The sequence below is a fragment of the Actinomadura sp. WMMA1423 genome (assembly GCF_006547145.1).
In the GTDB taxonomy this organism is placed as follows: Bacteria; Actinomycetota; Actinomycetes; order Streptosporangiales; family Streptosporangiaceae; genus Spirillospora.
In genome coordinates, this window is record NZ_CP041244.1 from 7,540,761 (window position 1) to 7,562,667 (window position 21,907).

Annotated in this window: 18 protein-coding genes; 12 read left to right on the plus strand and 6 right to left on the minus strand. The window is 72.7% G+C overall.

Features of this window, described 5'->3' with window-relative positions; all coding sequences use genetic code 11:
- Positions 1-4: 4 nt before the first annotated feature.
- Positions 5-1,162, minus strand: coding sequence for a hypothetical protein (locus tag FKD65_RS35000; RefSeq protein WP_141582915.1), 1,158 nt, complete (start codon positions 1,160-1,162; stop codon positions 5-7).
- A gap of 305 nt (positions 1,163-1,467) precedes the next feature.
- Between FKD65_RS35000 and tig the strand changes: the two genes are divergently transcribed.
- The 4 genes from tig to clpX all read left to right on the plus strand — a co-directional run bounded on the left by tig (position 1,468) and on the right by clpX (position 6,021).
- Complete coding sequence (gene tig / locus FKD65_RS35005) at positions 1,468-2,970, plus strand: trigger factor (RefSeq protein ID WP_141582917.1); 1,503 nt, start codon at positions 1,468-1,470, stop codon at positions 2,968-2,970.
- A gap of 246 nt (positions 2,971-3,216) precedes the next feature.
- Positions 3,217-3,849, plus strand: a complete 633-nt coding sequence (locus tag FKD65_RS35010) for a ClpP family protease (RefSeq protein ID WP_141587275.1) — start codon at positions 3,217-3,219, stop codon at positions 3,847-3,849.
- A 118-nt stretch (positions 3,850-3,967) separates the two neighbouring features.
- Positions 3,968-4,573: an ATP-dependent Clp protease proteolytic subunit gene (locus FKD65_RS35015; protein ID WP_173395106.1), complete on the plus strand. Its 606-nt coding sequence runs from the start codon at positions 3,968-3,970 to the stop codon at positions 4,571-4,573.
- 173 nt (positions 4,574-4,746) lie between these two features.
- The gene (gene clpX, locus FKD65_RS35020) at positions 4,747-6,021 is read left to right on the plus strand and encodes an ATP-dependent Clp protease ATP-binding subunit ClpX (RefSeq protein ID WP_141582919.1); all 1,275 of its coding nucleotides are present in this window, start codon (positions 4,747-4,749) and stop codon (positions 6,019-6,021) included.
- Positions 6,022-6,282: 261 nt separating this feature from the next.
- Here the strand turns inward: clpX and FKD65_RS35025 are convergent, their stop codons facing one another.
- Positions 6,283-6,879, minus strand: a complete 597-nt coding sequence (locus FKD65_RS35025; protein ID WP_141582921.1) for a TetR/AcrR family transcriptional regulator — start codon at positions 6,877-6,879, stop codon at positions 6,283-6,285.
- Between the two features lie 111 nt (positions 6,880-6,990).
- On the opposite strand from FKD65_RS35025, the gene FKD65_RS35030 reads away from it, so the two are divergent.
- The gene (locus tag FKD65_RS35030) at positions 6,991-8,154 is read left to right on the plus strand and encodes a GDSL-type esterase/lipase family protein (protein WP_141582923.1); all 1,164 of its coding nucleotides are present in this window, start codon (positions 6,991-6,993) and stop codon (positions 8,152-8,154) included.
- A gap of 31 nt (positions 8,155-8,185) precedes the next feature.
- On the opposite strand, the gene FKD65_RS35035 is transcribed toward FKD65_RS35030, so the two are convergent.
- Positions 8,186-9,310: a class II histone deacetylase gene (locus FKD65_RS35035; RefSeq protein ID WP_141582926.1), complete on the minus strand. Its 1,125-nt coding sequence runs from the start codon at positions 9,308-9,310 to the stop codon at positions 8,186-8,188.
- A gap of 292 nt (positions 9,311-9,602) precedes the next feature.
- Here FKD65_RS35035 and FKD65_RS35040 point away from each other — a divergent pair, with 292 nt between their 5' ends.
- Positions 9,603-10,631, plus strand: a complete 1,029-nt coding sequence (locus FKD65_RS35040) for a LuxR C-terminal-related transcriptional regulator (protein WP_141582929.1) — start codon at positions 9,603-9,605, stop codon at positions 10,629-10,631.
- Positions 10,632-10,684: 53 nt separating this feature from the next.
- Here the strand turns inward: FKD65_RS35040 and FKD65_RS35045 are convergent, their stop codons facing one another.
- Together FKD65_RS35045 and FKD65_RS35050 are read right to left on the minus strand one after the other, a co-directional pair.
- Positions 10,685-11,338: a response regulator transcription factor gene (locus FKD65_RS35045; RefSeq protein WP_141582931.1), complete on the minus strand. Its 654-nt coding sequence runs from the start codon at positions 11,336-11,338 to the stop codon at positions 10,685-10,687.
- Positions 11,335-12,135 carry a sensor histidine kinase gene (locus tag FKD65_RS35050; RefSeq protein WP_141582933.1) on the minus strand — a complete coding sequence of 267 codons (801 nt, stop codon included), beginning with the start codon at positions 12,133-12,135 and terminating at the stop codon, positions 11,335-11,337. The genes FKD65_RS35045 and FKD65_RS35050 overlap by 4 nt, the downstream gene beginning before the upstream one ends.
- Positions 12,136-12,319: 184 nt before the next feature.
- On the opposite strand from FKD65_RS35050, the gene FKD65_RS35055 reads away from it, so the two are divergent.
- Together FKD65_RS35055 and FKD65_RS35060 are read left to right on the plus strand one after the other, a co-directional pair.
- Complete coding sequence (locus FKD65_RS35055) at positions 12,320-14,941, plus strand: valine--tRNA ligase (protein WP_141582935.1); 2,622 nt, start codon at positions 12,320-12,322, stop codon at positions 14,939-14,941.
- 130 nt (positions 14,942-15,071) lie between these two features.
- Positions 15,072-16,049 (plus strand): hypothetical protein, encoded by a 978-nt coding sequence (locus tag FKD65_RS35060; protein ID WP_141582937.1) that lies wholly within the window; start codon positions 15,072-15,074, stop codon positions 16,047-16,049.
- Here FKD65_RS35060 and FKD65_RS35065 read toward each other — a convergent pair.
- Positions 15,997-17,220, minus strand: a complete 1,224-nt coding sequence (locus FKD65_RS35065) for a hypothetical protein (protein ID WP_141582939.1) — start codon at positions 17,218-17,220, stop codon at positions 15,997-15,999. The genes FKD65_RS35060 and FKD65_RS35065 overlap by 53 nt on opposite strands.
- 122 nt (positions 17,221-17,342) lie before the next feature.
- Between FKD65_RS35065 and FKD65_RS35070 the strand changes: the two genes are divergently transcribed.
- From FKD65_RS35070 to ndk, 4 genes are all read left to right on the plus strand, one after another.
- Complete coding sequence (locus FKD65_RS35070; protein ID WP_141587277.1) at positions 17,343-18,713, plus strand: folylpolyglutamate synthase/dihydrofolate synthase family protein; 1,371 nt, start codon at positions 17,343-17,345, stop codon at positions 18,711-18,713.
- Between the two features lie 5 nt (positions 18,714-18,718).
- A complete protein-coding gene (locus FKD65_RS35075) occupies positions 18,719-19,063 on the plus strand; it encodes a DUF4233 domain-containing protein (protein WP_141582941.1) in 345 nt (114 codons plus the stop codon).
- A 124-nt stretch (positions 19,064-19,187) separates the two neighbouring features.
- On the plus strand, positions 19,188-20,696 hold the full coding sequence (locus tag FKD65_RS35080; protein ID WP_141582943.1) for a hypothetical protein: 1,509 nt from the start codon (positions 19,188-19,190) through the stop codon (positions 20,694-20,696).
- Between the two features lie 45 nt (positions 20,697-20,741).
- On the plus strand, positions 20,742-21,149 hold the full coding sequence (gene ndk, locus FKD65_RS35085) for a nucleoside-diphosphate kinase (protein ID WP_141582945.1): 408 nt from the start codon (positions 20,742-20,744) through the stop codon (positions 21,147-21,149).
- Positions 21,150-21,907 lie beyond the last annotated feature (758 nt).

The window sequence follows — 21,907 nt, forward strand, 5'->3', positions numbered from 1 at the left end:
CCGTTCAGCCGTCGCCGAAACCGCGCCAGCGCCCGTCCGAGCCGGTCTCGGTCGGGCGCTGCGGACGGACGGGACGGCGCGGCTGCGGAGGCGCGGCCTCCGGAGGCGGGCCCTCGGGCCGGTCGTAGGGGCCCCTGCCGAGCGGGTCGGTCGCGTACGGGGAGCGCTGCGGCGGCACCGGGGGCGCCTGCTGATGCCCTGGCCCGAGGAGCGGGGCGCCCAGCACGGGCCCCCCGACGGCCGTACTGCCGAACGGGTCCGCGTCGGCGGCCTCCGCGCGGGCGGGGTCGTCGGGCGCGTCCGGAATCGGCCGGTGCCGGGGGAACTGGAGGACGGCGATCGCGCCCAGCGCCAGCGCTCCCAGCCGCATCGCCGAGCGCCCCACGTCCTGCGGCCACGGCTCCGCGTAGAGGAAGGTGCCCATGGTCAGCAGGTAGGTCTTCGCGCTCACCGTCATCACGGTGGCCACGATCGACACCCGGCAGCGCTGGAACGCCATGACCATGATCCCGAACCCGACCGCGGCCGCCAGCACCGTCAGGTAGGGCCACGGCGTCGCGGTGATCCGCAGGCTGGTGGCGTGCGCGTCGTCGCTCCACCCCTTGATCGCCAGCTCGGCGGTGCCGACCGGGAAGCCCGAGCTCAGCCCGTAGGCGATGCCGGTCACCGGGCGCGCGTGCCGGCCGTCCGGCCGGTGGTCGCCGAGGATGAGGATCAGCAGCGGCACGATCACCGCGGGGGCGACCACCGCGGCGACCTTCCACAGCGGCGCGTCGGCGGAGCCGATGGGCTCGTCCCCGCGCAGCGACCCGGTCAGCAGCAGGATCGCCGCGCCGATCAGCACCAGGCTGAGCCACTCGCGCGCGGTCAGCCGCTCGCCGAAGAACACCAGCGCGATCAGCAGCAGCGGCACGATGCCGGACATGAAGATCGGTACCGCGGTGGACAGGGGCAGGTTGCGCAGCGCGAGGATCTGCAGGCTGAGCCCGCCGAGCACGATCCCGAGCGCGATGAGGAAGACCCAGTTGCTCACGACCGTCCACACCAGGTGCGGGATGCGGTTGCCCCGGACAGGGGGCATCCGGTCCGCCGCCAGCTTGAACACGGCGAACCCGAGGTAGTAGAGACCGGTCGCACTGAAGGCCGCGGCTATCCCGTTCATCCCGGACGAGTATGGGGGTTCCGGTGTCCCATGTCACTGCCCGTGCGGCATCGTTGACGCGGTTTCGCCGGGGTCGCGGGCCTCCGATGTCCGCAGACGGCGCTGCGACCCCATAGACTTGGCCGCGCGAAAGGCGCGGAGCCGTACTCGGCGTGCCCGCGCCGCTGAGAGACTGACCGGCCGAGCACCACGGTCGAGCACCACGGTGCACCGCTGCGTGGAGGCCGAGGGCTCGCAGGCAAAGAGGAACAGCACGCGTCGAACGCCGCGGCCGAGACAGCGCCCGATCAAGGAGACCGACCCCAGTGAAGACCGATGTCGAGGAGCTGACCCCCACGCGGGTCAAGCTCACCGTCGAGGTTCCGTTCGACGAGCTCAAGCCGAACCTCGACAAGGCGTACAAGGAGATCTCGCAGCAGGTGCGGATCAAGGGCTTCCGGCCCGGCAAGGTTCCCGCCCCGCTGATCGACAAGTACGTCGGCCGGGGTGCGGTCCTCCAGGAGGCGGTCAACGACGCGCTTCCCGAGCTGTACGGCCGCGCCGTCGAGGAGTCCGAGATCTTCGTGCTCGGGCAGCCCGACGTCGAGGTGACCGAGCTGGAGGACGGCACCCAGTTCGCCTTCACCGCCGAGGTCGACATCCGGCCGAAGTTCGAGGTGCCCGACTACGACGGCCTGGAGGTCGTCGTCGAGGACGCCGAGGTCACCGACGAGCAGGTCGAGGAGACCATCGGCAACCTCCGCGAGCGCTTCGCCTCCCTCACCGGCGCCGAGCGCGCGGCCGAGGAGGGCGACTTCGCCACCATCGACCTCGTCGCGCGCATCGACGGCGAGGAGATCGAGGACGCCTCGACCAGCGGCTACTCCTACGAGGTCGGCAGCAACTCCGCCATCGAGGGCCTGGACGAGGCCATCACCGGCCTCGCCGCGGGCGAGGACAAGACCTTCACCGGCACCCTGGTCGGCGGCGAGCACGCCGGCGAGGAGGCCGAGATCACCGTCACGGTGCAGAGCGTCAAGGTGAAGAACCTGCCCGACCTGGACGACGAGTTCGCCCAGCTCGCCAGCGAGTTCGACACCATCGAAGAGCTGCGCGCGGACGTGCGCGACCGGCTCGGCCGGCAGGTGAGGCTGCAGCAGCTGTCCGAGGCCCGCGACAAGGCCCTCGAGGCGCTCCTGGAGAAGGTCGACATCCCGCTCCCCGAGAAGGTCGTGGAAGAGGAGATCGGCCGCCGCAACCAGCAGCTGGAGCAGCAGCTCCAGATGGCGGGCATGTCCAAGGACGACTACCTCGAGGAAGAGGAGAAGACCGCCGAGGAGTTCGACACCGAGGTCGCCGACGCGGCCCGCCTCGCGGTCAAGGGCGGCTTCGTGCTCGACCAGCTCGCCGTCCAGGAGGAGCTCGGCGTCGAGAACGAGGAGCTCAGCGAGTACGTCGTCACGCAGGCGATGCAGATGGGCGTGCAGCCCCAGCAGCTCGCCGAGTACCTGACGCAGAACAACCAGCTGCCCGCGATCGTCTCCGAGGTGCTGCGCAGCAAGGCGCTGAACCTGGTCGTCGAGCACGTCACGGTCAAGGACGAGTCCGGCAACGAGATCGACGTCGACGCCGTCCAGCGCGAGCTGAACGGCGAGACCGCCCCGGCCGAGGACGGCGAGGGCGGCGAGGACGCCTCCGCCGACGCCGGTGAGGGCGCCGCCGAGGCCGCGAAGGACGAGACCCCCGAGGCGACGGCTGAGGCCGCCGCTGAGGAGTCCCCGGCCGCCGAGGCGGCCGACGAGCAGGACGGCAAGAGCAAGGACGCCTAGAGCCTTCTGGACGTCCTCGAAGCACCGGGCGCGCCCCGCATCCGTACGACGGGTGCGGGGCGCGCGCGTAGGGGCGTCCCGCCGGGCCTGCGGCGGTGAAGATCGTCCCCAACGCGTGAGTCGCCGGGGCCGCCCCGGGTACGCCCCTGGCGAAAAGCCGGGCCCCCGGGCGTGAGTGGGCCCGTGAGCGCGTTAATGTCCAAGCATCCGAACCGATTAAAAGGACCGGAGGAACACCCGGTGAGCATGCCTCCGACTTTCGACGAGTCGTCGCGGATCCAGGCGCGGGTCGCCGAGGCGCCCCTGTTGCCTCTGGGCGACCAGCTGTTCCAGCGGCTGCTGCGCGAGCGCATCGTCTTCCTCGGCCAGCAGGTCGACGACGACATCGCCAACCGCATCTGCGCCGAGCTCCTGCTGCTGTCGGCCGAGGACGGCCGCCGCGACATCACGCTCTACATCAACTCGCCAGGCGGCTCCGTCACCGCCGGCATGGCGATCTACGACATCATGCAGTACGTCCCGAACGACGTCGTCACGGTCGGCATGGGCCTGGCCGCCTCGATGGGGCAGTTCCTGCTGTGCGCGGGCGCCAGGGGCAAGCGGTACGCCCTGCCGCACGCGCGGATCATGATGCACCAGCCGTCCGGCGGCATCGGCGGCACCGCCTCCGACATCAAGATCCAGGCCGAGCAGATGCTCTACGTGAAGAAGACGCTCGCCGAGAAGATCGCCGAGCACACCGGCCAGGAACTCGACCAGATCGAGCGCGACTCCGACCGGGACCGCTGGTTCACCGCCGACGAGGCCAAGGACTACGGGTTCGTCGACCACGTGGTGCTCAGCGCCAACCAGGTGCCCTCCGAGGGCCCCGTCTCCTGACGACCTCACAACGATTCGGAGGCACACAGTGAGCGACCTCATCCGACCCGGTTTCAGCGATACGGTCCGCCCCGCCGCGTACGCGGGCGGCGCTCCGAAGCCGGTCGACGACCGCTACATCATTCCGTCGTTCGTCGAGCGCACCACGTACGGGGTCAAGGAGATGAACCCGTACAACAAGCTCTTCGAGGAGCGGATCATCTTCCTCGGCGTGCAGATCGACGACGCGTCCGCCAACGACGTGATGGCGCAGCTGATCACGCTGGAGTCGATCGACCCCGACCGCGACATCAGCATCTACATCAACTCGCCCGGCGGCTCCTTCACGGCCATGACGGCGATCTACGACACGATGCAGTTCGTCAAGCCCGACATCCAGACCGTGTGCATCGGCCAGGCCGCGTCCGCCGCGGCGGTCCTGCTCGCGGCCGGGACGCCGGGCAAGCGGGCGGCGCTGCCCAACTCGCGGATCCTGATCCACCAGCCCGCGACCGAGGGCACCTACGGGCAGTCCAGCGACATCGAGATCCAGGCGCGCGAGATCATGCGGATCCGCGACCTGCTCGAGACGATCCTCGCCGAGCACAGCGGCAAGGGCATCGACGAGGTCCGCCGCGACATCGAGCGCGACAAGATCCTCACGGCGGCCGAGGCCAAGGACTACGGCCTCATCGACGACGTCTTCGCCAGCAGGAAGCGGAAGGCCGAGGTAGTGTCGTCCTGAGACGGCACGAGGACGAGGGAGTCCCCCAGCCCGGTCGTCACACTTCCGGGCGAGGGGCTTTCCAAGTCCGCTGGAGGCGGTAACGTCGATTGCGACGTCGTGAGCCTCCGGGACGCAGACCAGCTGCGCCGCATCCTCCAAGGCTGGCGGCCCCACGAAAAGGAGACGGTTGGGTGGCACGCATCGGCGACGGCGGTGACCTGCTCAAGTGCTCGTTCTGCGGGAAGAGCCAGAAGCAGGTCAAGAAGCTCATCGCGGGTCCGGGCGTGTACATCTGCGACGAGTGCATCGATCTCTGCAACGAGATCATCGAGGAGGAGCTCTCCGAGACCTCCGACCTCAAGTGGGACAACCTGCCCAAGCCGCGGGAGATCTACGAGTTCCTCGACTCCTACGTCATCGGGCAGGAGACGGCGAAGAAGGCGCTCTCCGTAGCCGTCTACAACCACTACAAGCGGATCCAGTCGGGTGACACCGGCCGCGACGACCTGGTCGAGCTGGGCAAGTCCAACATCCTGCTCCTCGGCCCCACAGGATCCGGCAAGACGCTGCTCGCGCAGACGCTCGCCAAGCTGCTCAACGTCCCGTTCGCCATCGCGGACGCCACGGCGCTGACGGAGGCGGGCTACGTCGGGGAAGACGTGGAGAACATCCTCCTCAAACTGATCCAGGCGGCCGACTACGACGTCAAGAAGGCCGAGACCGGGATCATTTACATCGACGAGGTCGACAAGATCGCCCGCAAGAGCGAGAACCCGTCGATCACCCGGGACGTGTCGGGGGAGGGCGTCCAGCAGGCCCTGCTGAAGATCCTGGAGGGCACCACCGCGAGCGTCCCGCCGCAGGGCGGCCGCAAGCACCCGCACCAGGAGTTCATCCAGATCGACACCACCAACGTGCTGTTCATCTGCGGCGGCGCGTTCGCCGGCCTGGAGAAGATCGTCGAGTCCAGGGTCGGCAAGCAGGGCATGGGCTTCGGCGCGCAGATCCGCTCCAAGTCCGACTTCGAGGTGTCGTCGGCCGTGCTCGGCGACGTCATGCCCGAGGACCTGCTGAAGTTCGGCATGATCCCCGAGTTCATCGGCCGGCTCCCGGTGATCACCTCCGTCCACAACCTGGACCGCGAGGCCCTGATCAACATCCTCACCGAGCCGAAGAACGCGCTGGTCCGCCAGTACCACCGCCTCTTCGAGCTCGACGGGGTCGACCTGGAGTTCACCGACGACGCCCTGGAGGCCATCGCCGACCAGGCGATCCTGCGCGGCACCGGTGCCCGCGGCCTCCGCGCGATCATGGAGGAGGTGCTCCTGTCGGTGATGTACGAGGTGCCGAGCCGCCAGGACGTCGCCCGCGTCGTCATCACCCGCGAGGCCGTGCTGGAGCACGTCAACCCGACCCTCGTTCCGCGCGACCGCCCGAAGCGCGAGCCGCGCGAGAAGTCGGCCTGACACCGCACGAACGGCCTGACACCGCACGAACAGCCCGACACCGCACCAACGGCCCGACACGCACGAACCGGTCCGATCTCGCAGAAGAGCAGCGGAGGCCCCCGAGGCCCCGCTGCTCTTCGCTTTCCCCGGCCCGAGAACCCCTACCAGGACCCGCCGGCCTTGATGATGCGCGGCGTGTCGCGCTCATCAGCGCCTTCATAAGGGCAACACGCCGCAGGGCCAGGGGGCTATGCCTGGACGGCGTTCGCGGTCGGCGCGCTAGGGGTGCGGCCCGCCCCCCGAGGGGCTGCGGGACGGGTGGTTCCTGAGGGCGAAGTCGACCGTGTCCAGCGCCCACGACCAGGACGCGTCGGCCTCGCGGGGGGTGTGGCCGAAGGCGCCCGCCAGTTCCAGGCTCACGTAGCCGTGGAACACGCTCCCGAGGAACCGCACGGCGTCGGTCTGGTCGGGCTCGGGGAGGTCGTATCCGCGCAGGATCGCCCTCGTCATCTCCGCGTGCCGGGGCCCCGCGCTCGCCGCGGCGGTCCGCGGATCCAGCTCGAAGCGGGCGGCGGCGTACCGCCCGGGATGCTCCGCGGCGTAGGCGCGGTAGGCGCCCGCGCACGCGACGAGGGCGTCCCTGCCCGCGCGCCCCGCCACCGCGCCCGCGACCCTGTCGGCCAGCTCCTCCAGTGCCAGCAGCGCGACCCGCACCTTCAGCTCCCGCGCGTTCTCGATGTGCGCGTACAGGCTCGGGTCCTTGACGCCGAGCCTGCGCGCCACCGCCGAGACGGTCAGCCGGTCGAAGCCGATCTCGTCGGCCAGCTCCGCCGCCGTCCGGGCGAGGCGTTCGGCGGTGATGCCCGCGCGCGCCATGGAACCTCCGCACCTAGATTAATATCGTGTTTGCCTAAATATATTAGGTAGATTAGCCTCGCCACCGCAATCCCCGCCGGCCGGCGGGGCGTCCGCGGCAGGGAGGCCGGAATGTCCGAGTGGACCACCACGCCCATCGACGCGCGCATCCTGCGCGGCGCGCTCGAACTGGAGCGCACCGGCCGCGGAGTGCTGCCGCACCGGCTGCCCCTCGCGGCCCGCGTCCAGTTCCCCGACGAGTACCTGGCGAGGACGGAGGAGCAGCCCTCCGGCGTGCGCCTGGCCTTCCGCACCCGGGCCACCGCCGTGGAGCTGGACGCCCTGCCCACCAAGCGGGCCTACCAGGGCATGCCGCCGCAGCCGGACGGCGTCTACGACCTCGTGGTCGACGGGCGTCCCGCAGGGCAGGGCACGGTGCCCGGCGGAAACCTGGCCGTCATCGACATGGCGACCCAGAACGCGGTCACTCGGCCGGGCGAGCCCGGCACGCTCCGGTTCGCGGGCCTGGCCGCCGAGACCAAGGACGTGGAGATCTGGCTGCCCCAGGTCGAGACCACCGAGCTGATCGCGCTGCGCACCGACGCGCCCGTCGAGCCCGTCCCGGACGGGGGCCGTCCGGTGTGGCTGCACCACGGCAGCTCGATCAGCCACGGCTCCACCGCCGCGAGCCCCACCTCCACCTGGCCCGCGGTGGCCGCGGCCAGGGGCGGGGTGAACCTGGTCAACCTCGGCTTCGGCGGCAACGCGCTGCTCGACCCGTTCACCGCGCGGGCCCTCCGCGACACCCCCGCCGACCTGATCAGCATCAAGATCGGCATCAACGTCGCGAACGCCGACGCCATGCGCCTGCGCGCGTTCGTCCCCGCCGTGCACGGCTTCCTCGACACCGTCCGCGAGGGTCACCCGGAGACGCCGCTGCTGCTGGTCTCACCGATCCTGTGCCCCATCCAGGAGGACACCCCCGGCCCCCTCGCCCCCGACCCCGGGTCCTCGCGCCTGCGGTTCAGGGCCACGGGCGACCCTGCGGAGGTCGCGAGCGGCCGCCTGACGCTCACCGTCATCAGGGACGCGCTGGCCGGCATCGCCGCGCGGCGCGCCGAGGACGACCCCCACCTGCACTACCTGGACGGCCGCGCCCTCTACGGCGAGGCCGACTACGCCGAGCTGCCCCTGCCGGACGAGGTGCACCCGGCCCCCGAGAGCCACCGGCTCATCGGCGAGCGCTTCGCCGCCCTGGCCTTCGAGGACGGGCACGGAGCCTTCGCGCGCCGTTGAGCCGGGGCCCGCATGCCCGCCTCGGGTACCGCTAGGACGCCGGGACGGCAGAGATGTCGCCGACCAGCGCCGCGACCTCGTCCACGAGGGCCTTCTGGTGCGCTTGCAGGTCCTGGCCCGCCATCCCGGAGACCACCGGCAGGAACGGATCATCGAAAGGCTCGGCGCCGGCCAGGGCCTCGACGACGGCCAGACCGCAGAACGGGACGTACACCGGGTTGTAGCCGCCCTCGTGCGACATCGCGATCCTGCCGGCGCACAGGTCGTCGGCGATCTCCATGAGCCGGCGCGTCATGGTCCGGTAGCCCGTGGAGGTGAGCAGTTGGCGGGCCAGCGGGTCCATGGCGCTGCCGTCGAAGCCCGAGGCCACGAGGATGAGATCCGGCCGGAACCGCTGCAGGGCCGGTGCCACGACCTGGTCCATGGCGTAGAGGTAGCCTCCGTCGCCCGTTCCGGGCGGCAGCGGGACGTTCAGCGCGTACCCGAAGCCGGCCCCGTCACCGCGTTCGGTGAACGCGCCGCTCTCCGGTGGGAAGCAGTTGTCCTGGTGCAACGAGATCGTGAGCACGTCCGGGTCGTCGTAGAAGAAGGACTGCGTGCCGTTGCCGTGGTGGACGTCCCAGTCGACGACCGCGATGCGCCCCACGCCGAGGACGTCGCGGGCGTGCCGGGCCGCGATGGCGAGGTTGCCGAAGACGCAGAACCCCATTCCGCTGCCCGCCACGGCATGGTGACCGGGCGGACGGACCAGGGCGTACCCGTTGGCGACGTCGCCGTTGACGACCGCCTCGACCATCGTGATGACGCCGCCGGCCGCCAGGGCGGCGATCTCGTAGCCGCCCTTTCCGAACGGGCTGAAGCCGTCTCCGGCGTCGCCTCCCTTCGGCCACCGGCTCTCGGTCTTGATCCGCTCCAGGTGATCCCGGGTGTGGACCTTCAGGATCTCCTCTTCCGACGCGGGCCGGGGCCGGACACGTTCCAGCCGGTCGATGAGCCCGGACACGACGATCAGTTCGTGGAGGCGCCGCTTGGTCTCGGCGTTCTCCATGTGCATGAAGGGTTGCAGCCCGGCCGCCGGATCCGCCCCGAACAGGCCGGTGTTCGATCCGGTGTCATGCCAGCCGAAGATCTCGTGGTACAGGTAGCCCGTGGCCATCGCTGGTTCCTCTTCCGGTGACGAGGGGCGTTTTGCCCAGTGCGGACACCGGCCGCCGCAGGTCCGCCTGCGGGCCGGTCGCGTCATGGGACCGCGGGCCGGGCGTCCGGGGCATCCGTAGAACTGCGGAGTCGCCCGCCCTGCTCGACGACGTCCCCCACCCGGACTGCGCCGGGCGTATCGCGGTTCCGAAATGGGACGAGGGTAGATCTTGTCCAGGTACCCGCCTGCGCCTTAGATTCGGAGCCATCATCGAGCTTGCCGCTCGAAACGCGCGTGGCCAGGAGGCGTCATGCCCACACATCGGCATGTGGCGCTCGCGGCCGAGATCGGGATGCTGGTCCGCGAACCCGACGTGGTCCAGGCCCGCCGGGAGATGCTGCGCCTGCTGACCGAGATCCTGGACGGTGACGCCGGGTCCCTGATCGCCGTCGACCCGTTCGCCGGGGAGCACCGCCAGGTCGCCGGGTCGGGCTACGCCGCCGGAACGGCGCGCTCGCTGGCCGTCGACTTCGCCCGTACCCACTGGTTCGACTACGTCCTCGACTCCGATCTCCCTCCGTCCATCTCCGAGGAGCCGAGCCAGAGCTTCCGCCGCGGCTGGTTCTACGAGGAGCACGTGGAGCCCGCGGGATTCCGGGACGGGATGACCGGCGCCCTGCGGCGGGGCGGGCGGTACGTGGGCCTCGTGCACCTGTCCAGCGGACGGCACGGGGCGTTCGACACCCGGGCGCGGCGGCTTCTCGCCTCCGTCATGCCGGCGCTGGCCGCGGTGGCGGACGTGACCGGATGGGCCGTCCACGCCGGCGGCGTGCCGCCCTCGGACCGGGCCGCCCTCGTGTCCGGCGACCGGATCGTGCCGGTGCCGGAGCGGAACCGGCCGCAGGTGCTGGAGGACGGCGCCTTCCGGAAGGTCGTCGCGGAGTTCCGGGAGTCGGGCGGACGGCGGCTCCGCGTCCTGTGGCCCCTCGACCGGACGTGGCACCGCGTCGGGCTGCTCTCACCCGGGCTACCCGGCTGCCCGCCGGGGGCGGTGCTCGTCCACTCGCGGCCCGCCGAGGTGCCCTACGGGCTGACCGGTCGCGAAGTCGAGGTCCTGACGCGCCTGGCGATGGGGATGACCAACGACGTCATCGCCCAGCAGTTCTTCCTGTCGCCGCGCACGATCCACAAGCACGTGGAGCATGTGCTGCAGAAGACCCGGACTTCGAGCCGGGCCGAGGCCGCGGCGCTCGCCGTGCGCGAGGGCATCCTGTGGCCCGTGCCCGGGCTGCCTCGACGCGCCGGGGTGCGGGCCTTCCTGACCCGGACGGGCGGGTGACGCGCCGTCCGCGGGAGGGCCTCGCCGATCCGTGCCCCCGAGGGGGCCGGGTGTCAGCCGCGGGACTCGCCGAGGCCGGCCTCGCGGGCCAGGACGATCGCCTGGGCGCGGTCGGCGACGTGCAGCTTCATGAAGATGTTCGAGACGTGGTTGCGGACGGTCTTCTGGCTGAGGAAGAGCGTCCCGGCGATCTCGGTGTTGCTGCGGCCCTGCGCGATCAGTTCGAGGACCTCCCGCTCCCGCTCGGTGAGCTGCGGGAACGCGGCCTGCCTCGGGTCGGGCATGTCGGTGAAGTAGGTGAGCACGCGGCGCGCGATCTCCGGGCCGTAGATGGCCTCGCCCGCCGCGACCGCCTTCACGGCGCGGGCGATCTCCTCGGCGCCCGACTCCTTCAGCAGGTAGCCGCGGGCGCCGGCGCGCATCGCCGCGAAGACCGAGTCGTCGTCGCGGAACATCGTCAGCACCAGCACGCCGATGCGCGGGCTGGTGCGGGTGATGGTCCGGGTCGCCTCGATGCCGTTGCCGCCGGGCATGTGCAGGTCCATGACGACGACGTCCGGCTGGAGTTCCGCCGCCAGCCGCACCGCGTCGGGCCCGTTCTCGGCCTCGCCGACGACCTCCACCCCGAGCGCCTGCAGCAGGCCCTTCAGCCCCTGCCGGAACACCGGGTGGTCGTCGGTGATGAGGACCCGGATGGTCTCGGTCATCTCCGCCCGTCCCTTCCGGTCGAGGGACGATGGTACCCGGCGGCGGTCTCCGCGGCGGCGAGCGGGAGCCGGACGGTCACGACGGTCCCGCCGCCGTTCCGGGACATGATCGCGCAGCTGCCGCCGACCTCGGCGGCCCACTCCTTCATCGCGGCCAGCCCGCGGCGCGGCCTCGGCTGCCCCCCGTTGCGGGCGGGGTCGCTCAGGCCCGGCCCGGTGTCGGCGACCATCAGGTGCAGGTCGGCGTCCCTGGTCAGCCTGACCGTCGCGGTGCTCTCCGGGGCGTGCAGCCGGACGTTCGTCAGCGCCTCCTGCGCGATCCGGTACGCGGCGACCTCCACCGCCGCCGGCAGGCCCGCGGGCTCGCCGTCGAACCGGACGTCCACCCGCTCGCAGCAGCCGTCGGCGAACGACTCGATGGCCGCGACGAGGCCGAGGTCGTCCAGCGCGGGGGGCCGCAGCCCGTGCGCCAGGTCCCGGATCTCCCCGACGGCCGTCGCCAGCCGGTCCCGGACCTCGGCGAGCAGCGGGTCCATCCGCTCCGGCTCGCCGGCGAGGGTGATGCGCGCCGCGTCCAGGGACATCGCGAGGCTCGCGAGCGTCGGCCCGAGGCCGTCGTGCAGGTCGTTTCGCAGCTGCCTGCGCTCCTCCTCGCGGCTGGCGAGGATGCGCTCCCGGGAGCGCTGCAGGTCGGTGGTGAGGCGGCGGAGGTGAGGGATGGTCGCGGCACGCGCCGCCACGGCCCCCGCTGTGAACGCGCCGGCCAGCACGGCGGCGCGTGCCAGTACCGCTCGCATCCCGTCCCTCTCCCTCCGCCCGCTCTCGCGGGACTTCGCGGCCAGCCTTTCCGGGGAGGCGACCCGGTGTCAGGTGACCAGTGTCCCGAACGCGGCGGGAAAACGCTCTCTGGCCCGGTTCGCCGCGCCGTTGCGGACGTTGCGCGGCCGTCCCACCCCCGGCGTCCCCGTAGAATCGTCAGCCGTGACACAGCCCAGCACTGAGCGCGGCCAGGGCGCCGCCGCGGACGTCGACCTTCCCACCCAGTACCGGCCGGCCGAGGTAGAGGGCCGGCTCTACGAGCGGTGGGTATCGGCGGGGCTGTTCACCGCCGACCCCGAGCGCGCGCCCGGGCGGCCCGCCTTCTCCGTCGTGATCCCGCCGCCCAACGTGACGGGCTCGCTGCACATGGGCCACGCCCTCGACCACTCCATCCAGGACACCCTCGTCCGTCGCCGCCGCATGCAGGGGCACGAGACCGTGTGGGTGCCCGGCATGGACCACGCCGGCATCGCCACGCAGAACGTGGTGGAGCGCGAGCTCGCCAAGGAGGGCCTGTCCAGGCACGACCTCGGGCGCCCCGACTTCGTCGAGCGGGTCTGGCAGTGGAAGGCCGAGTCCGGCGGGCGCATCCTCGGCCAGATGCGCCGCCTCGGCGACAGCGTCGACTGGACGCGCGAGGCGTTCACGATGGACGACGACCGCGCCCGGGCCGTCCGGACGATCTTCAAGCGGCTGTTCGACGACGGGCTCATCTACCGCGCCGAGCGCATCATCAACTGGTGCCCGCGCTGCCTGACCGCGCTGTCGGACATCGAGGTCGAGCACGAGGAGGTCGACGGCGAGCTGGTCTCGCTGCGGTACGGGTCGGGCGAGGACGAGATCGTCGTCGCGACCACCCGGGCCGAGACGATGCTCGGCGACACCGCCGTCGCCGTCCACCCCGAGGACGCCCGGTACGCGCACATGGTCGGCCGGGAGATCGAGCTCCCGCTGACCGGCCGGCGCATCCCGGTCGTCGCCGACGAGCACGTCGACCCCGCGTTCGGCACCGGCGCCGTCAAGGTGACCCCGGCGCACGACCCGAACGACTTCGAGATCGGCCGGCGGCACTCGCTGGCGTCCCTGTCGGTCATGGACGAGCGGGGCGTCGTCACCGCGCCCGGCCCCTTCGAGGGGCTCGACCGGTTCGAGGCGCGCCCGGCGGTCGTGGCCGCACTGCGCGAGCAGGGCCGGATCGTCAAGGAGGTCCGCCCCTACAAGCACTCGGTCGGGCACTGCCAGCGCTGCTCCACGGTCGTCGAGCCGCGCGTGTCGCTCCAGTGGTTCGTGAAGGTCGAGTCGCTCGCGGGGGCCGCGGGCGACGCCGTCCGCGACGGCCGCGTGAAGATCCACCCGCCGGAGATGGCGGCCCGCTACTTCGAGTGGGTCGACAACATGCACGACTGGTGCATCAGCCGGCAGCTGTGGTGGGGCCACCGCATCCCCGTCTGGTACGGGCCGGACGGCGAGATCGTCTGCCCGGGCCCAGACGAGGAGCCCCCCGCCGGCTGGACGCAGGACTCCGACGTCCTCGACACGTGGTTCTCCTCGGCACTCTGGCCGTTCTCCACGCTCGGCTGGCCGGACGAGACCCCCGACCTGAAGCGGTTCTACCCCACGTCCGTCCTGGTCACGGGGTACGACATCCTGTTCTTCTGGGTCGCCCGCATGATGATGTTCGGGCTGTACGCGATGGACGGCGTCCAGCCGTTCGACACCATCGCCCTGCACGGGATGGTCCGCGACCAGTTCGGCAAGAAGATGTCCAAGTCGTTCGGGAACGTCATCGACCCGCTCGACTGGATCGACGCCTACGGCGCCGACGCGACCCGCTTCACGCTGCTGCGCGGCGCGAACCCGGGCGGCGACGTGCCGGTGGCCGAGGAGTGGGCGCAGGGCTCGCGCAACTTCTGCAACAAGCTGTGGAACGCGACCCGGTTCGCGCTCATCAACGGCGCGCACACCCGCGGCGACATGCCGGCCGAGCCCTCCACGGTCGATGCCTGGATCCTGTCCCGGCTGCACGCGGTGATCGCGGAGGTCGACGCGCACCTGGAGGGCTTCGACTTCGCCAAGGCGTGCGAGGCGCTCTACCACTTCGCGTGGGACGAGGTCTGCGACTGGTACGTGGAGCTGGCCAAGGTGCAGCTCGCCGACGGGCGCGCCGAGGCGACCCGCCGCGTGCTCGGCGAGGTCTTCGACAACCTGCTGCGGCTGCTGCACCCGGTCGTCCCGTTCGTCACCGAGGAGCTGTGGACGTCCCTCACCGGTGAGGAGACGGTCGTCACCGCGCCGTGGCCGTCCGCCGACCCGGCGCGGCGCGACGTCGGCGCCGAGGAACTGGTCGCCTCGCTCCAGCGGATGGTGACCGAGGTCCGCCGGTTCCGCGCCGACCAGGGCCTCAAGCCCGGCCAGCGCGTCGCCGCGCGGATCGAGTGGAACGGCTCGGCCCTGCACCGCCACGAGGACGGCATCCGCTCGCTGCTGCGCCTCACCGACCCCGAGGACGGCTTCTCCTCGACGGCGTCCCTGCCGGTCGAGGACGTGAAGGTTCACCTCGACACCGCCGGCGTGATCGACGTCGCCGCCGAGCGCAAGCGGCTGGAGAAGGACCTGGCCGCCGCCCGCAAGGAGGTCGACCAGGCGCGGCGCAAGCTGGGCAACGAGGCGTTCATGGCCAAGGCGCCCGAGGCGGTCGTCGCGAAGAACCGCGACCGGCTCGCCCAGGCGGAGACCGACATCGGCAGGCTGGAAGCGCAGCTGGCCGCGCTTCCGGCGGGCTGATCCTGACACCGGCGGGCGGATCCTGACACCGGGGGCTGACACGGCGATCCTTCGGCGCGGCGGCGCCCCCGCCGTTACGATCCGGTAAGGCCTGTGGGGCCCTTGCGGCATTTGAAGCATCGGGAGTGCAATGGCCGATTCACCACCCCGGTCCGGCACGCCGGACTCCCCGTCCGGCGACGACCTGGACCCGGCGCGGGCCGCCGAGGACGCCTCCGGGCAGGAGTCCGCTCCCGCGCCCTTCGGCGGCACGCGCCCCTGGTGGTCCGTCGACATGGGCGACGGGACCGGCCCGCACGCCATGGTGAACGGCACCGGCCCGCAGGCCCTGCCGAGGAACGGCACCGGCCCCCACCCGATGCCGGGCGCGGTGAACGGGTCGGGGGCGCATCCGATCGTGGGCGGTACGGGCCCGCACACCGCCCTGCGCGACGGTTCCGGCGCGCATCCGGTGGTCCGCAACGGCACCGGACCGCTCCCGCCGGTGACCGGGGCTCCCGCCGGGCCCCGCCGGCTGCCGCCGAAGCCGCTGCTCGTCGCGGTCGCGGCCGGAGTCGCCGGGATCATGCTCGTCGCGGGCGTGCTGGCGCTGCGCGGCGGGGGCGTCCGCGAGGCCGCGGAGAACGCGGTCGGCCCGGCGTCGTCCAAGAAGGTGATCGACGCGGGCGCGGCGGCCGGGGGGCTGCGCAAGGACCCGCTCACGGCGCCGCAGGCGAGCGCCGCCTACCCGTTCGTCGCGGGAGCGGTCGAGGCGGGCGGCGTGCCGGTGGCGAAGACCGGCCTGGCCGTCTACACCGAGGAGCCGGTGCGCAAGGTCAACCTGCTGTTCGTGGGCGGGACGGGACGGGTCGGAGATCCGGCCGACTTCCTGCAGAAGACGCAGCCCACGACGTTCATCGCCGGGCAGGACGCCGACCCGGGCCGCAAGGGCGGCAAGGCGGTCTGCGGCACGTTCGCCGTCCTCGCCGAGACCCACACCTACTGCGCGTGGGCGACCCGCGACTCGTTCGGCGTCGTCGCGTCCAACAGGCCCTCGGTGAACCCGCAGTTCCCGCTCATGGCCGACCTGATGCACCGCCTCCGGAGGGACGTCGAGAAGCCGAAGTGACGTAGAGGCACTCGGTGTCGGCGTCCACCGCGTCCAGGACGAGCCCGGTGAAGTAGACCGTGCCGAGGACGACCACGCGGTGGCCGAGCGTCGCCAGCGACTCGGGTGTGACGGCGCCGGCCTCGACGACGTCCCAGCGGGGCGGCAGGGCGCGGGTGAAGCGCAGGTGCGGCAGCGGCAGCCGGACGAACGTCACGGGCAGCGCCCCCAGTTCGGCGATGGCGCCGTCCAGGTCCTTGTGGTCGGGGAGGCAGACGACGGCGTGGTCGACCGTCCCCCACGCCTCCCGCGCGGCGGCGAGGGCCGCGGCGATCCCGGTCCGGTCGACCGCGGAGTCGACGAGCAGCCGCGTGGCCGACCCGGGCACGCCGTGCCAGGACAGGCGGCCGGGCAGGACGATCGAGGACAGCACGTCCCGCAGCGCGCCCGCCGGGGGTTCGCTCACCCCGGGGAGGCGGCGGGCGGCGGCCGTGCCGAGTTCGGCGGCGGCGCGTCCGAGACCGGCGGGGAGCAGGTCCGGGGGGAGCCCGCCGCCGGGCCGCACGAACTCCACGCCGCCGAGCACCCGCGCGACCTCGGCCGACTGCGGCGCCGACAGCACGCGCGTGCGCGGCCCGGCGACGCCGAGCTTCTCCTCGGCGATCTCCGCCGCGGTGTCGCCGAGGACCCCGGCGTGCTCGCGGAAGACCGGCGTGATCGCGACGACGTCCGGCGGGAACAGGGCGACCTCGTCCGACCGCCCGCCCATCCCGGCCTCCAGGACGAGCACGTCCGCGCCGGCGCGGCGCGCGTGCAGGACGCCCGCGATCGTGAAGAGCCCCGACGGCGACAGGTAGCCGCCCGACGGCGGCGGGAGCGCGGCGGCCGCCTCGTCCAGGACGTCCGCCAGGGACGCGAGCTCGTCGGCGGAGACGGCCCGCCCGTCCACCCTGATCCGGTCCCGATCGCTGCGCAGCCCGGGACTCGTGACCGTGCAGACGCGGAGCCCGGCGGCGCTCAGGAACGCCGACGCGTACGTCGCCGCCGTCCCCTTCCCCTTGGAGCCGACGACGGTCAGGACGGGAACGCCGGGCGCGAGGAGGCCCAGCGCGTCCGCCAGGGCGCGGGCCCGCCCGACGTCGCGGGCCTCGCCCGGAGCGTGCCGCTCCCACTCGCGGTAGAAGACCTCCATGCTCCCAGTGTGGCCGCCTCCAGCGCGGGCCCGGACGGAGGCGTGCCGACCGCCGAGTAGGCTCTGTGACCGTGAGTCAGGTATCCGAGCCGTCCGATTACAGGGCCACCGTCGGCGCGATCATGGGGCGCGGGGTCGAGTGGGAGATCGACCCCACCCTCGACCGGATCGCCGACCTGGTCGACGTCCTGGGCGCGCCGCACCGCGCGTACCCGGTGATCCACATCGCCGGGACGAACGGCAAGTCCAGCACGGCCCGGCTCGTCGAGGCGCTGCTGCGCGAGCGAGGCCTGCGCACCGGGCTCTACACCAGCCCCGAGCTGACGACGCTGCGCGAGCGCATCGCGATCGACGGGGAGCCGATCAGCGAGGAGCGGTTCGTCGAGGCGTTCGACGACGTGCTGCCCTTCCTCCAGCTCGTCGACGACAAGCACGAGGCCCGGCTCTCGTTCTTCGAGGTGCTCACCGCGATGGCCTTCGCGGCGTTCGCGGACGCGCCGGTCGACGTGGCGGTGGTCGAGGCCGGCATGGGCGGCGCCTGGGACGCCACCAACGTCGCCGACGGCACCGTCGCGGTGATCACGCCGATCGGCCTCGACCACACCCGCTACCTCGGCGACACGCTGGAGCAGATCGCCGGGGAGAAGGCGGGGATCATCAAGCCGGGCGCGGTCGCGGTGCTGGCGCAGCAGCCGGTCGAGGCCGCCGAGGTGCTGCTGCGGCGGGTCGCCGAGACCGGCGCGGCGGCGGCGCGCGAGGGCATCGAGTACGGCGTGCTCAGCCGGGACGTCGCCGTCGGCGGCCAGCAGATCTCGCTGCGGGGCCTGCACGGCGTCTACGACGAGATCTTCCTGCCGCTGTTCGGCGAGCACCAGGCGAGCAACGCCGCGACGGCCCTGGCGGCCGTGGAGGCGTTCGCCAGCGGCGCCCCGACCCGTGGCGAGCCCAACCTGGAGGCCGCCACCCGGGTCGCGCCCGGCGAGTCCTTCCTCGGCGGCGAGGAGGGGCAGCTCGACCCGGCGCTGGTCCGCAGCGGCTTCGCCAAGTCGGCCTCGCCGGGCCGGCTGGAGGTCGCCCGGACGGGCCCGACCGTCCTGCTCGACGCGGCGCACAACCCGGCGGGGATGGCCGCGACCGTCGCCACGGTCACCGAGTCGTTCGGCTTCACCCGGCTCGCCGGGGTCCTCGCCATCGCCGCCGACAAGGACGTCCCCGGGGTCCTCGACCAGCTCGAACCCGTGCTGGCCGAGCTCGTGGTGACCCGCAACTCCTCGCCGCGCTCGATGCCGCCCGAGGAGCTGGCCGAGATCGCCGAGGGGATCTTCGGCCCCGAGCGCGTCCATGTCGCCGAGCGGCTGGACGACGCCATCGACCGGGCGATCGGGCTCGCCGAGGAGACCGGCGAGTACCGGGGCGCCGGCGTGCTGATCACCGGTTCGGTGATCACCGCGGGCGACGCCCGCACCCTGCTGCGCGTCGAGGAAGGCCGGTGACGGCAATGAGCACGCGGACGTCCGCGAACCCGGCACGGAGGCTGTTCGCCACGGTGCTGGCGTGCGAGGCCATCGTGATCGCGCTGGCGATCCCGGTGGCGGTGACGGTACTGGACGTGGACGGAGCGACCGCCGGCGGCGTGTGCGGCGGGCTGGCCGTCGTCTGCGTGGTGCTGGCGGGCCTGCTGCGGTTCCCCTGGGCGGTCCCCGCGGGCACGGTCCTCCAGGTGCTGATCATCGCGACCGGGTTCATGGTTCCGGCCATGTTCTTCCTCGGGGTCGTTTTCGGGGCGCTTTGGGGCACGGCCATTTGGCTCGGACGCAAGGTGGGGAACGCTCAGCCGCGCTAGGTTCGCGGGGACGGCACCATTGCGTCCGCCGATTCTCGCCATTCCCGATTATTAGTCCTATTTGGACATTTCTCCTTTATGGGAATGCGCGGGCGGCGGACGACGACGTCCTAAGGAGCGGTCCGTGTCCTCCCACGCACGCGAACACCCGCCCGGCGGCCTCGCCGGGGTGCGGCCCGCCGGGCCCCCGGCGCGCCTGCGCGAAGGCGCCGCCCGGCGGCGCCTCGCGACGCTCGGCGTGCTGCTGCTGACCTTCACCGCGGTGCCCGCCGCCGTCCTGGTGGTGCCCGACGCGTCCGGCGACGTCGTCCCGGCCGCCGCGAGCGCCCTCGCGCTCGGCGACGCCGAGATCCCCGGGCTGCTGCGCGCCACCGGGCTGTCCCTGCCCGTCCTGCTGGTCACGGTCCCGCTCGGCGCCGTCGCCGCCCGCAGGATCCCCGCGTGGTTCGTGCTCATGGCCGGGCTCGCGATGCTGCTCGCGGGCATCGGCGCCGCCCGCCTCGCCGACTCGGTGCCCCTCGTGGGGGCGGTGCGGGCCGTCCAGGGCGCGGGCGCGGGGATCGTCCTGCCGGCTTCCCTCGTCCTGGTGTGGGAGCGGCGGAACCGCGCCCTGGCCGCCGCCTGGGCGGGAGCCCTCGCAGGCACGCTCATACTGGCGATGCCGCTGGCGCTGAAGGCCGTCCCCCTGCCCGCCGACGGCACCGCCGTCCCGGACTGGCGCGTCGCGCTCGCGCCCTACCCGCTGCTCGCCGTGGCCGCCGCCGCGGCCGCGCTCGCCCACCCGCTCCTGCGCGGACGCCCCCACCGGCGGCCGCCCGCGTTCCGGCGCACCGAGCGCGCGCAGCTGCTCCTCGTGCTCGTCCCCGCGGGCGGCTTCGCGTTCCTCGCCGTCGTCGCCGCGCACGCCTGGTCGCCCGGCGCCCGCCTCCTCCTCGCCGGGCTCGCGCTGCCCGCCCTGGCCGGCCTCGCCCTCACCGGCGGCCGTGACGCGACGGCGGGCAGCCCGTTCGGCTGCGCGGTCGTCATGATCGCCACCGGCCTGCTCTGCCACCCGGTCGCGGGCCCCCTGGCCGGGCTTGCCGCCGCCGGGACGGGCGAGGGCACCGCGGGCCCGCCGCTGCTCCCGTTCGCCGTCGCGGCCGCCGCCGCGCTCGCCGGAGCGCTCGCGGCCACCCGCGCCGGGGCGCGCGGGGCCGTCCGCACCGGCTACCTCCTCATGATCGTCGCCGTGCCGTTCGGCCTCGCGGGCGGCGCCCTCGGCCGCTGGACGCTGCTCGCGCCCCTCGTCCCCCTCGGCGCCGGCGCGGGGCTGGCCCTCGCCGCCTCGCTGCGGAACGCGAAGGTGGGCGCCGCGCTGTTCGGGCTGTCGCTGTGCTTCCCCGCGGTGCTGGCCGGGCAGCTGCTCGTCCTGTCGGCGCAGGCCGCGCGGTTGCAGCGGTCGCGTCCGGTGACGGGCGCCCAGCACCTGCACGCCCTGCTGGACGGTTACCGGCTCTGGCTGGTCATCGCCCTGGCGGCCGCCGTCCTGCTCGCCGGGGCCACCGCCCGCCTGTGCGCCGGACGCGCCGGCGACCCGGGATCCCGCGCCGCGCGGCTCCCCGGCGATGCCGCCGCGGACCCGAGAGCCGGGTAGTATTCGCGCGCTCACCGAATCCGAAATCCTCGAGGAGAAACACCCGTGTCCGAGCGCACTCTTGTCCTGGTCAAGCCCGACGGCGTTCGCCGCGGCGTCGTCGGCGAGGTCATCTCCCGGATCGAGCGCAAGGGCCTGACGCTCGTCGCCCTGGAACTGCGGACCCTCGCCCGCGAGACCGCCGAGGCGCACTACGAGGAGCACGCCAGCAAGCCGTTCTTCGGCGAGCTGGTCGAGTTCATCACCGGCGGCCCGCTCGTCGCCATGGTCGTGGAGGGCCCGCGCGCCATCGAGGCGTTCCGCGCCCTCGCCGGCGCCACCGACCCGGTCAGCGCCACCCCCGGCACCATCCGCGGCGACTTCGCCCTGGAGATCGGCGAGAACATCGTGCACGGCTCCGACTCCACCTACTCCGCGGAGCGGGAGATCAAGCTGTTCTTCCCTGAGGTGTAAGTGTCAGCCCAGGGGGCTGTGTTTACCCAGGGGGGCGACCCCCTGGAACCCCCGTCACGAGCCGGGCGATCCTCACGCCACGGTGCGGGTGTGTTGTGCCCGTGCAGGTTGGTGTCGTGTCGCTGCGGTCGCCCGGCTCGACGGGCATGCGCGTTGCGCTCGCTGCGCTCGCTCCACGCGCCTGCCCGTGCGGGGGCTGAGGTCCGGTCCAAGAGGGGCCGGGGGGTTCTCAGCCAAAAGTCGGCCCGTGGACGAGGCATGCGGGGTGCGGTCCACGAGGGCTGGCGGTTTCTCGGCTGAGAGTCGGTTCCGTGTGAACGGGCGACGTGAGTCTTGGGGCCGGTGGATGTCCGGCGTTTTACATTCCAGGAGTGGGGCGCGGGGCGGTAACGCCGGGCTCTGGAGGGCCGTGCGCCTCATCATGAGGTGGTAGATCCTCGTTCGAGGGTTGGGCTTTTCTGCGGCGGGCGGGGCGGGTTCGCGGCGCCGATTCGTTCGTGTCGGGGCCGGGGGGTGTGTGCGGGCGGGGGCGACCCCCTAAGATCCTCGTTTACCCGGTGGCGTCGGGTGTCCCTGGGTGCCGTGCGCACTCCGGGACGTCGTGCCGCGGGGCGGTTGGAGATCAGGCCGCCGGGTTCTCTTTATGGAAAACCGGGCTGGTCAGGACGCGTTTTTTTCGCGACGCGCGGCGCGGGGGTGACTGCCCGGGCAGGTGCGCGCACGTTACGATGGACGCGCCGCTATACACGCCCGTCAAT

What these genes read in the sequence shown, in the direction of transcription:
- FKD65_RS35075 (WP_141582941.1), top strand. Translation starts at nt 18,719, where the DNA reads ATGAGCACGCGGACGTCCGCGAACCCGGCACGGAGGCTGTTCGCCACG.
- FKD65_RS35035 (WP_141582926.1), bottom strand. Translation starts at nt 9,310, where the DNA reads ATGGCCACGGGCTACCTGTACCACGAGATCTTCGGCTGGCATGACACC.
- FKD65_RS35060 (WP_141582937.1), top strand. Translation starts at nt 15,072, where the DNA reads ATGGCCGATTCACCACCCCGGTCCGGCACGCCGGACTCCCCGTCCGGC.
- FKD65_RS35070 (WP_141587277.1), top strand. Translation starts at nt 17,343, where the DNA reads ATGGGGCGCGGGGTCGAGTGGGAGATCGACCCCACCCTCGACCGGATC.
- FKD65_RS35050 (WP_141582933.1), bottom strand. Translation starts at nt 12,135, where the DNA reads ATGCGAGCGGTACTGGCACGCGCCGCCGTGCTGGCCGGCGCGTTCACA.
- FKD65_RS35030 (WP_141582923.1), top strand. Translation starts at nt 6,991, where the DNA reads ATGTCCGAGTGGACCACCACGCCCATCGACGCGCGCATCCTGCGCGGC.
- FKD65_RS35065 (WP_141582939.1), bottom strand. Translation starts at nt 17,220, where the DNA reads ATGGAGGTCTTCTACCGCGAGTGGGAGCGGCACGCTCCGGGCGAGGCC.
- FKD65_RS35000 (WP_141582915.1), bottom strand. Translation starts at nt 1,162, where the DNA reads ATGAACGGGATAGCCGCGGCCTTCAGTGCGACCGGTCTCTACTACCTC.
- FKD65_RS35010 (WP_141587275.1), top strand. Translation starts at nt 3,217, where the DNA reads ATGCCTCCGACTTTCGACGAGTCGTCGCGGATCCAGGCGCGGGTCGCC.
- FKD65_RS35045 (WP_141582931.1), bottom strand. Translation starts at nt 11,338, where the DNA reads ATGACCGAGACCATCCGGGTCCTCATCACCGACGACCACCCGGTGTTC.
- FKD65_RS35040 (WP_141582929.1), top strand. Translation starts at nt 9,603, where the DNA reads ATGCCCACACATCGGCATGTGGCGCTCGCGGCCGAGATCGGGATGCTG.
- FKD65_RS35025 (WP_141582921.1), bottom strand. Translation starts at nt 6,879, where the DNA reads ATGGCGCGCGCGGGCATCACCGCCGAACGCCTCGCCCGGACGGCGGCG.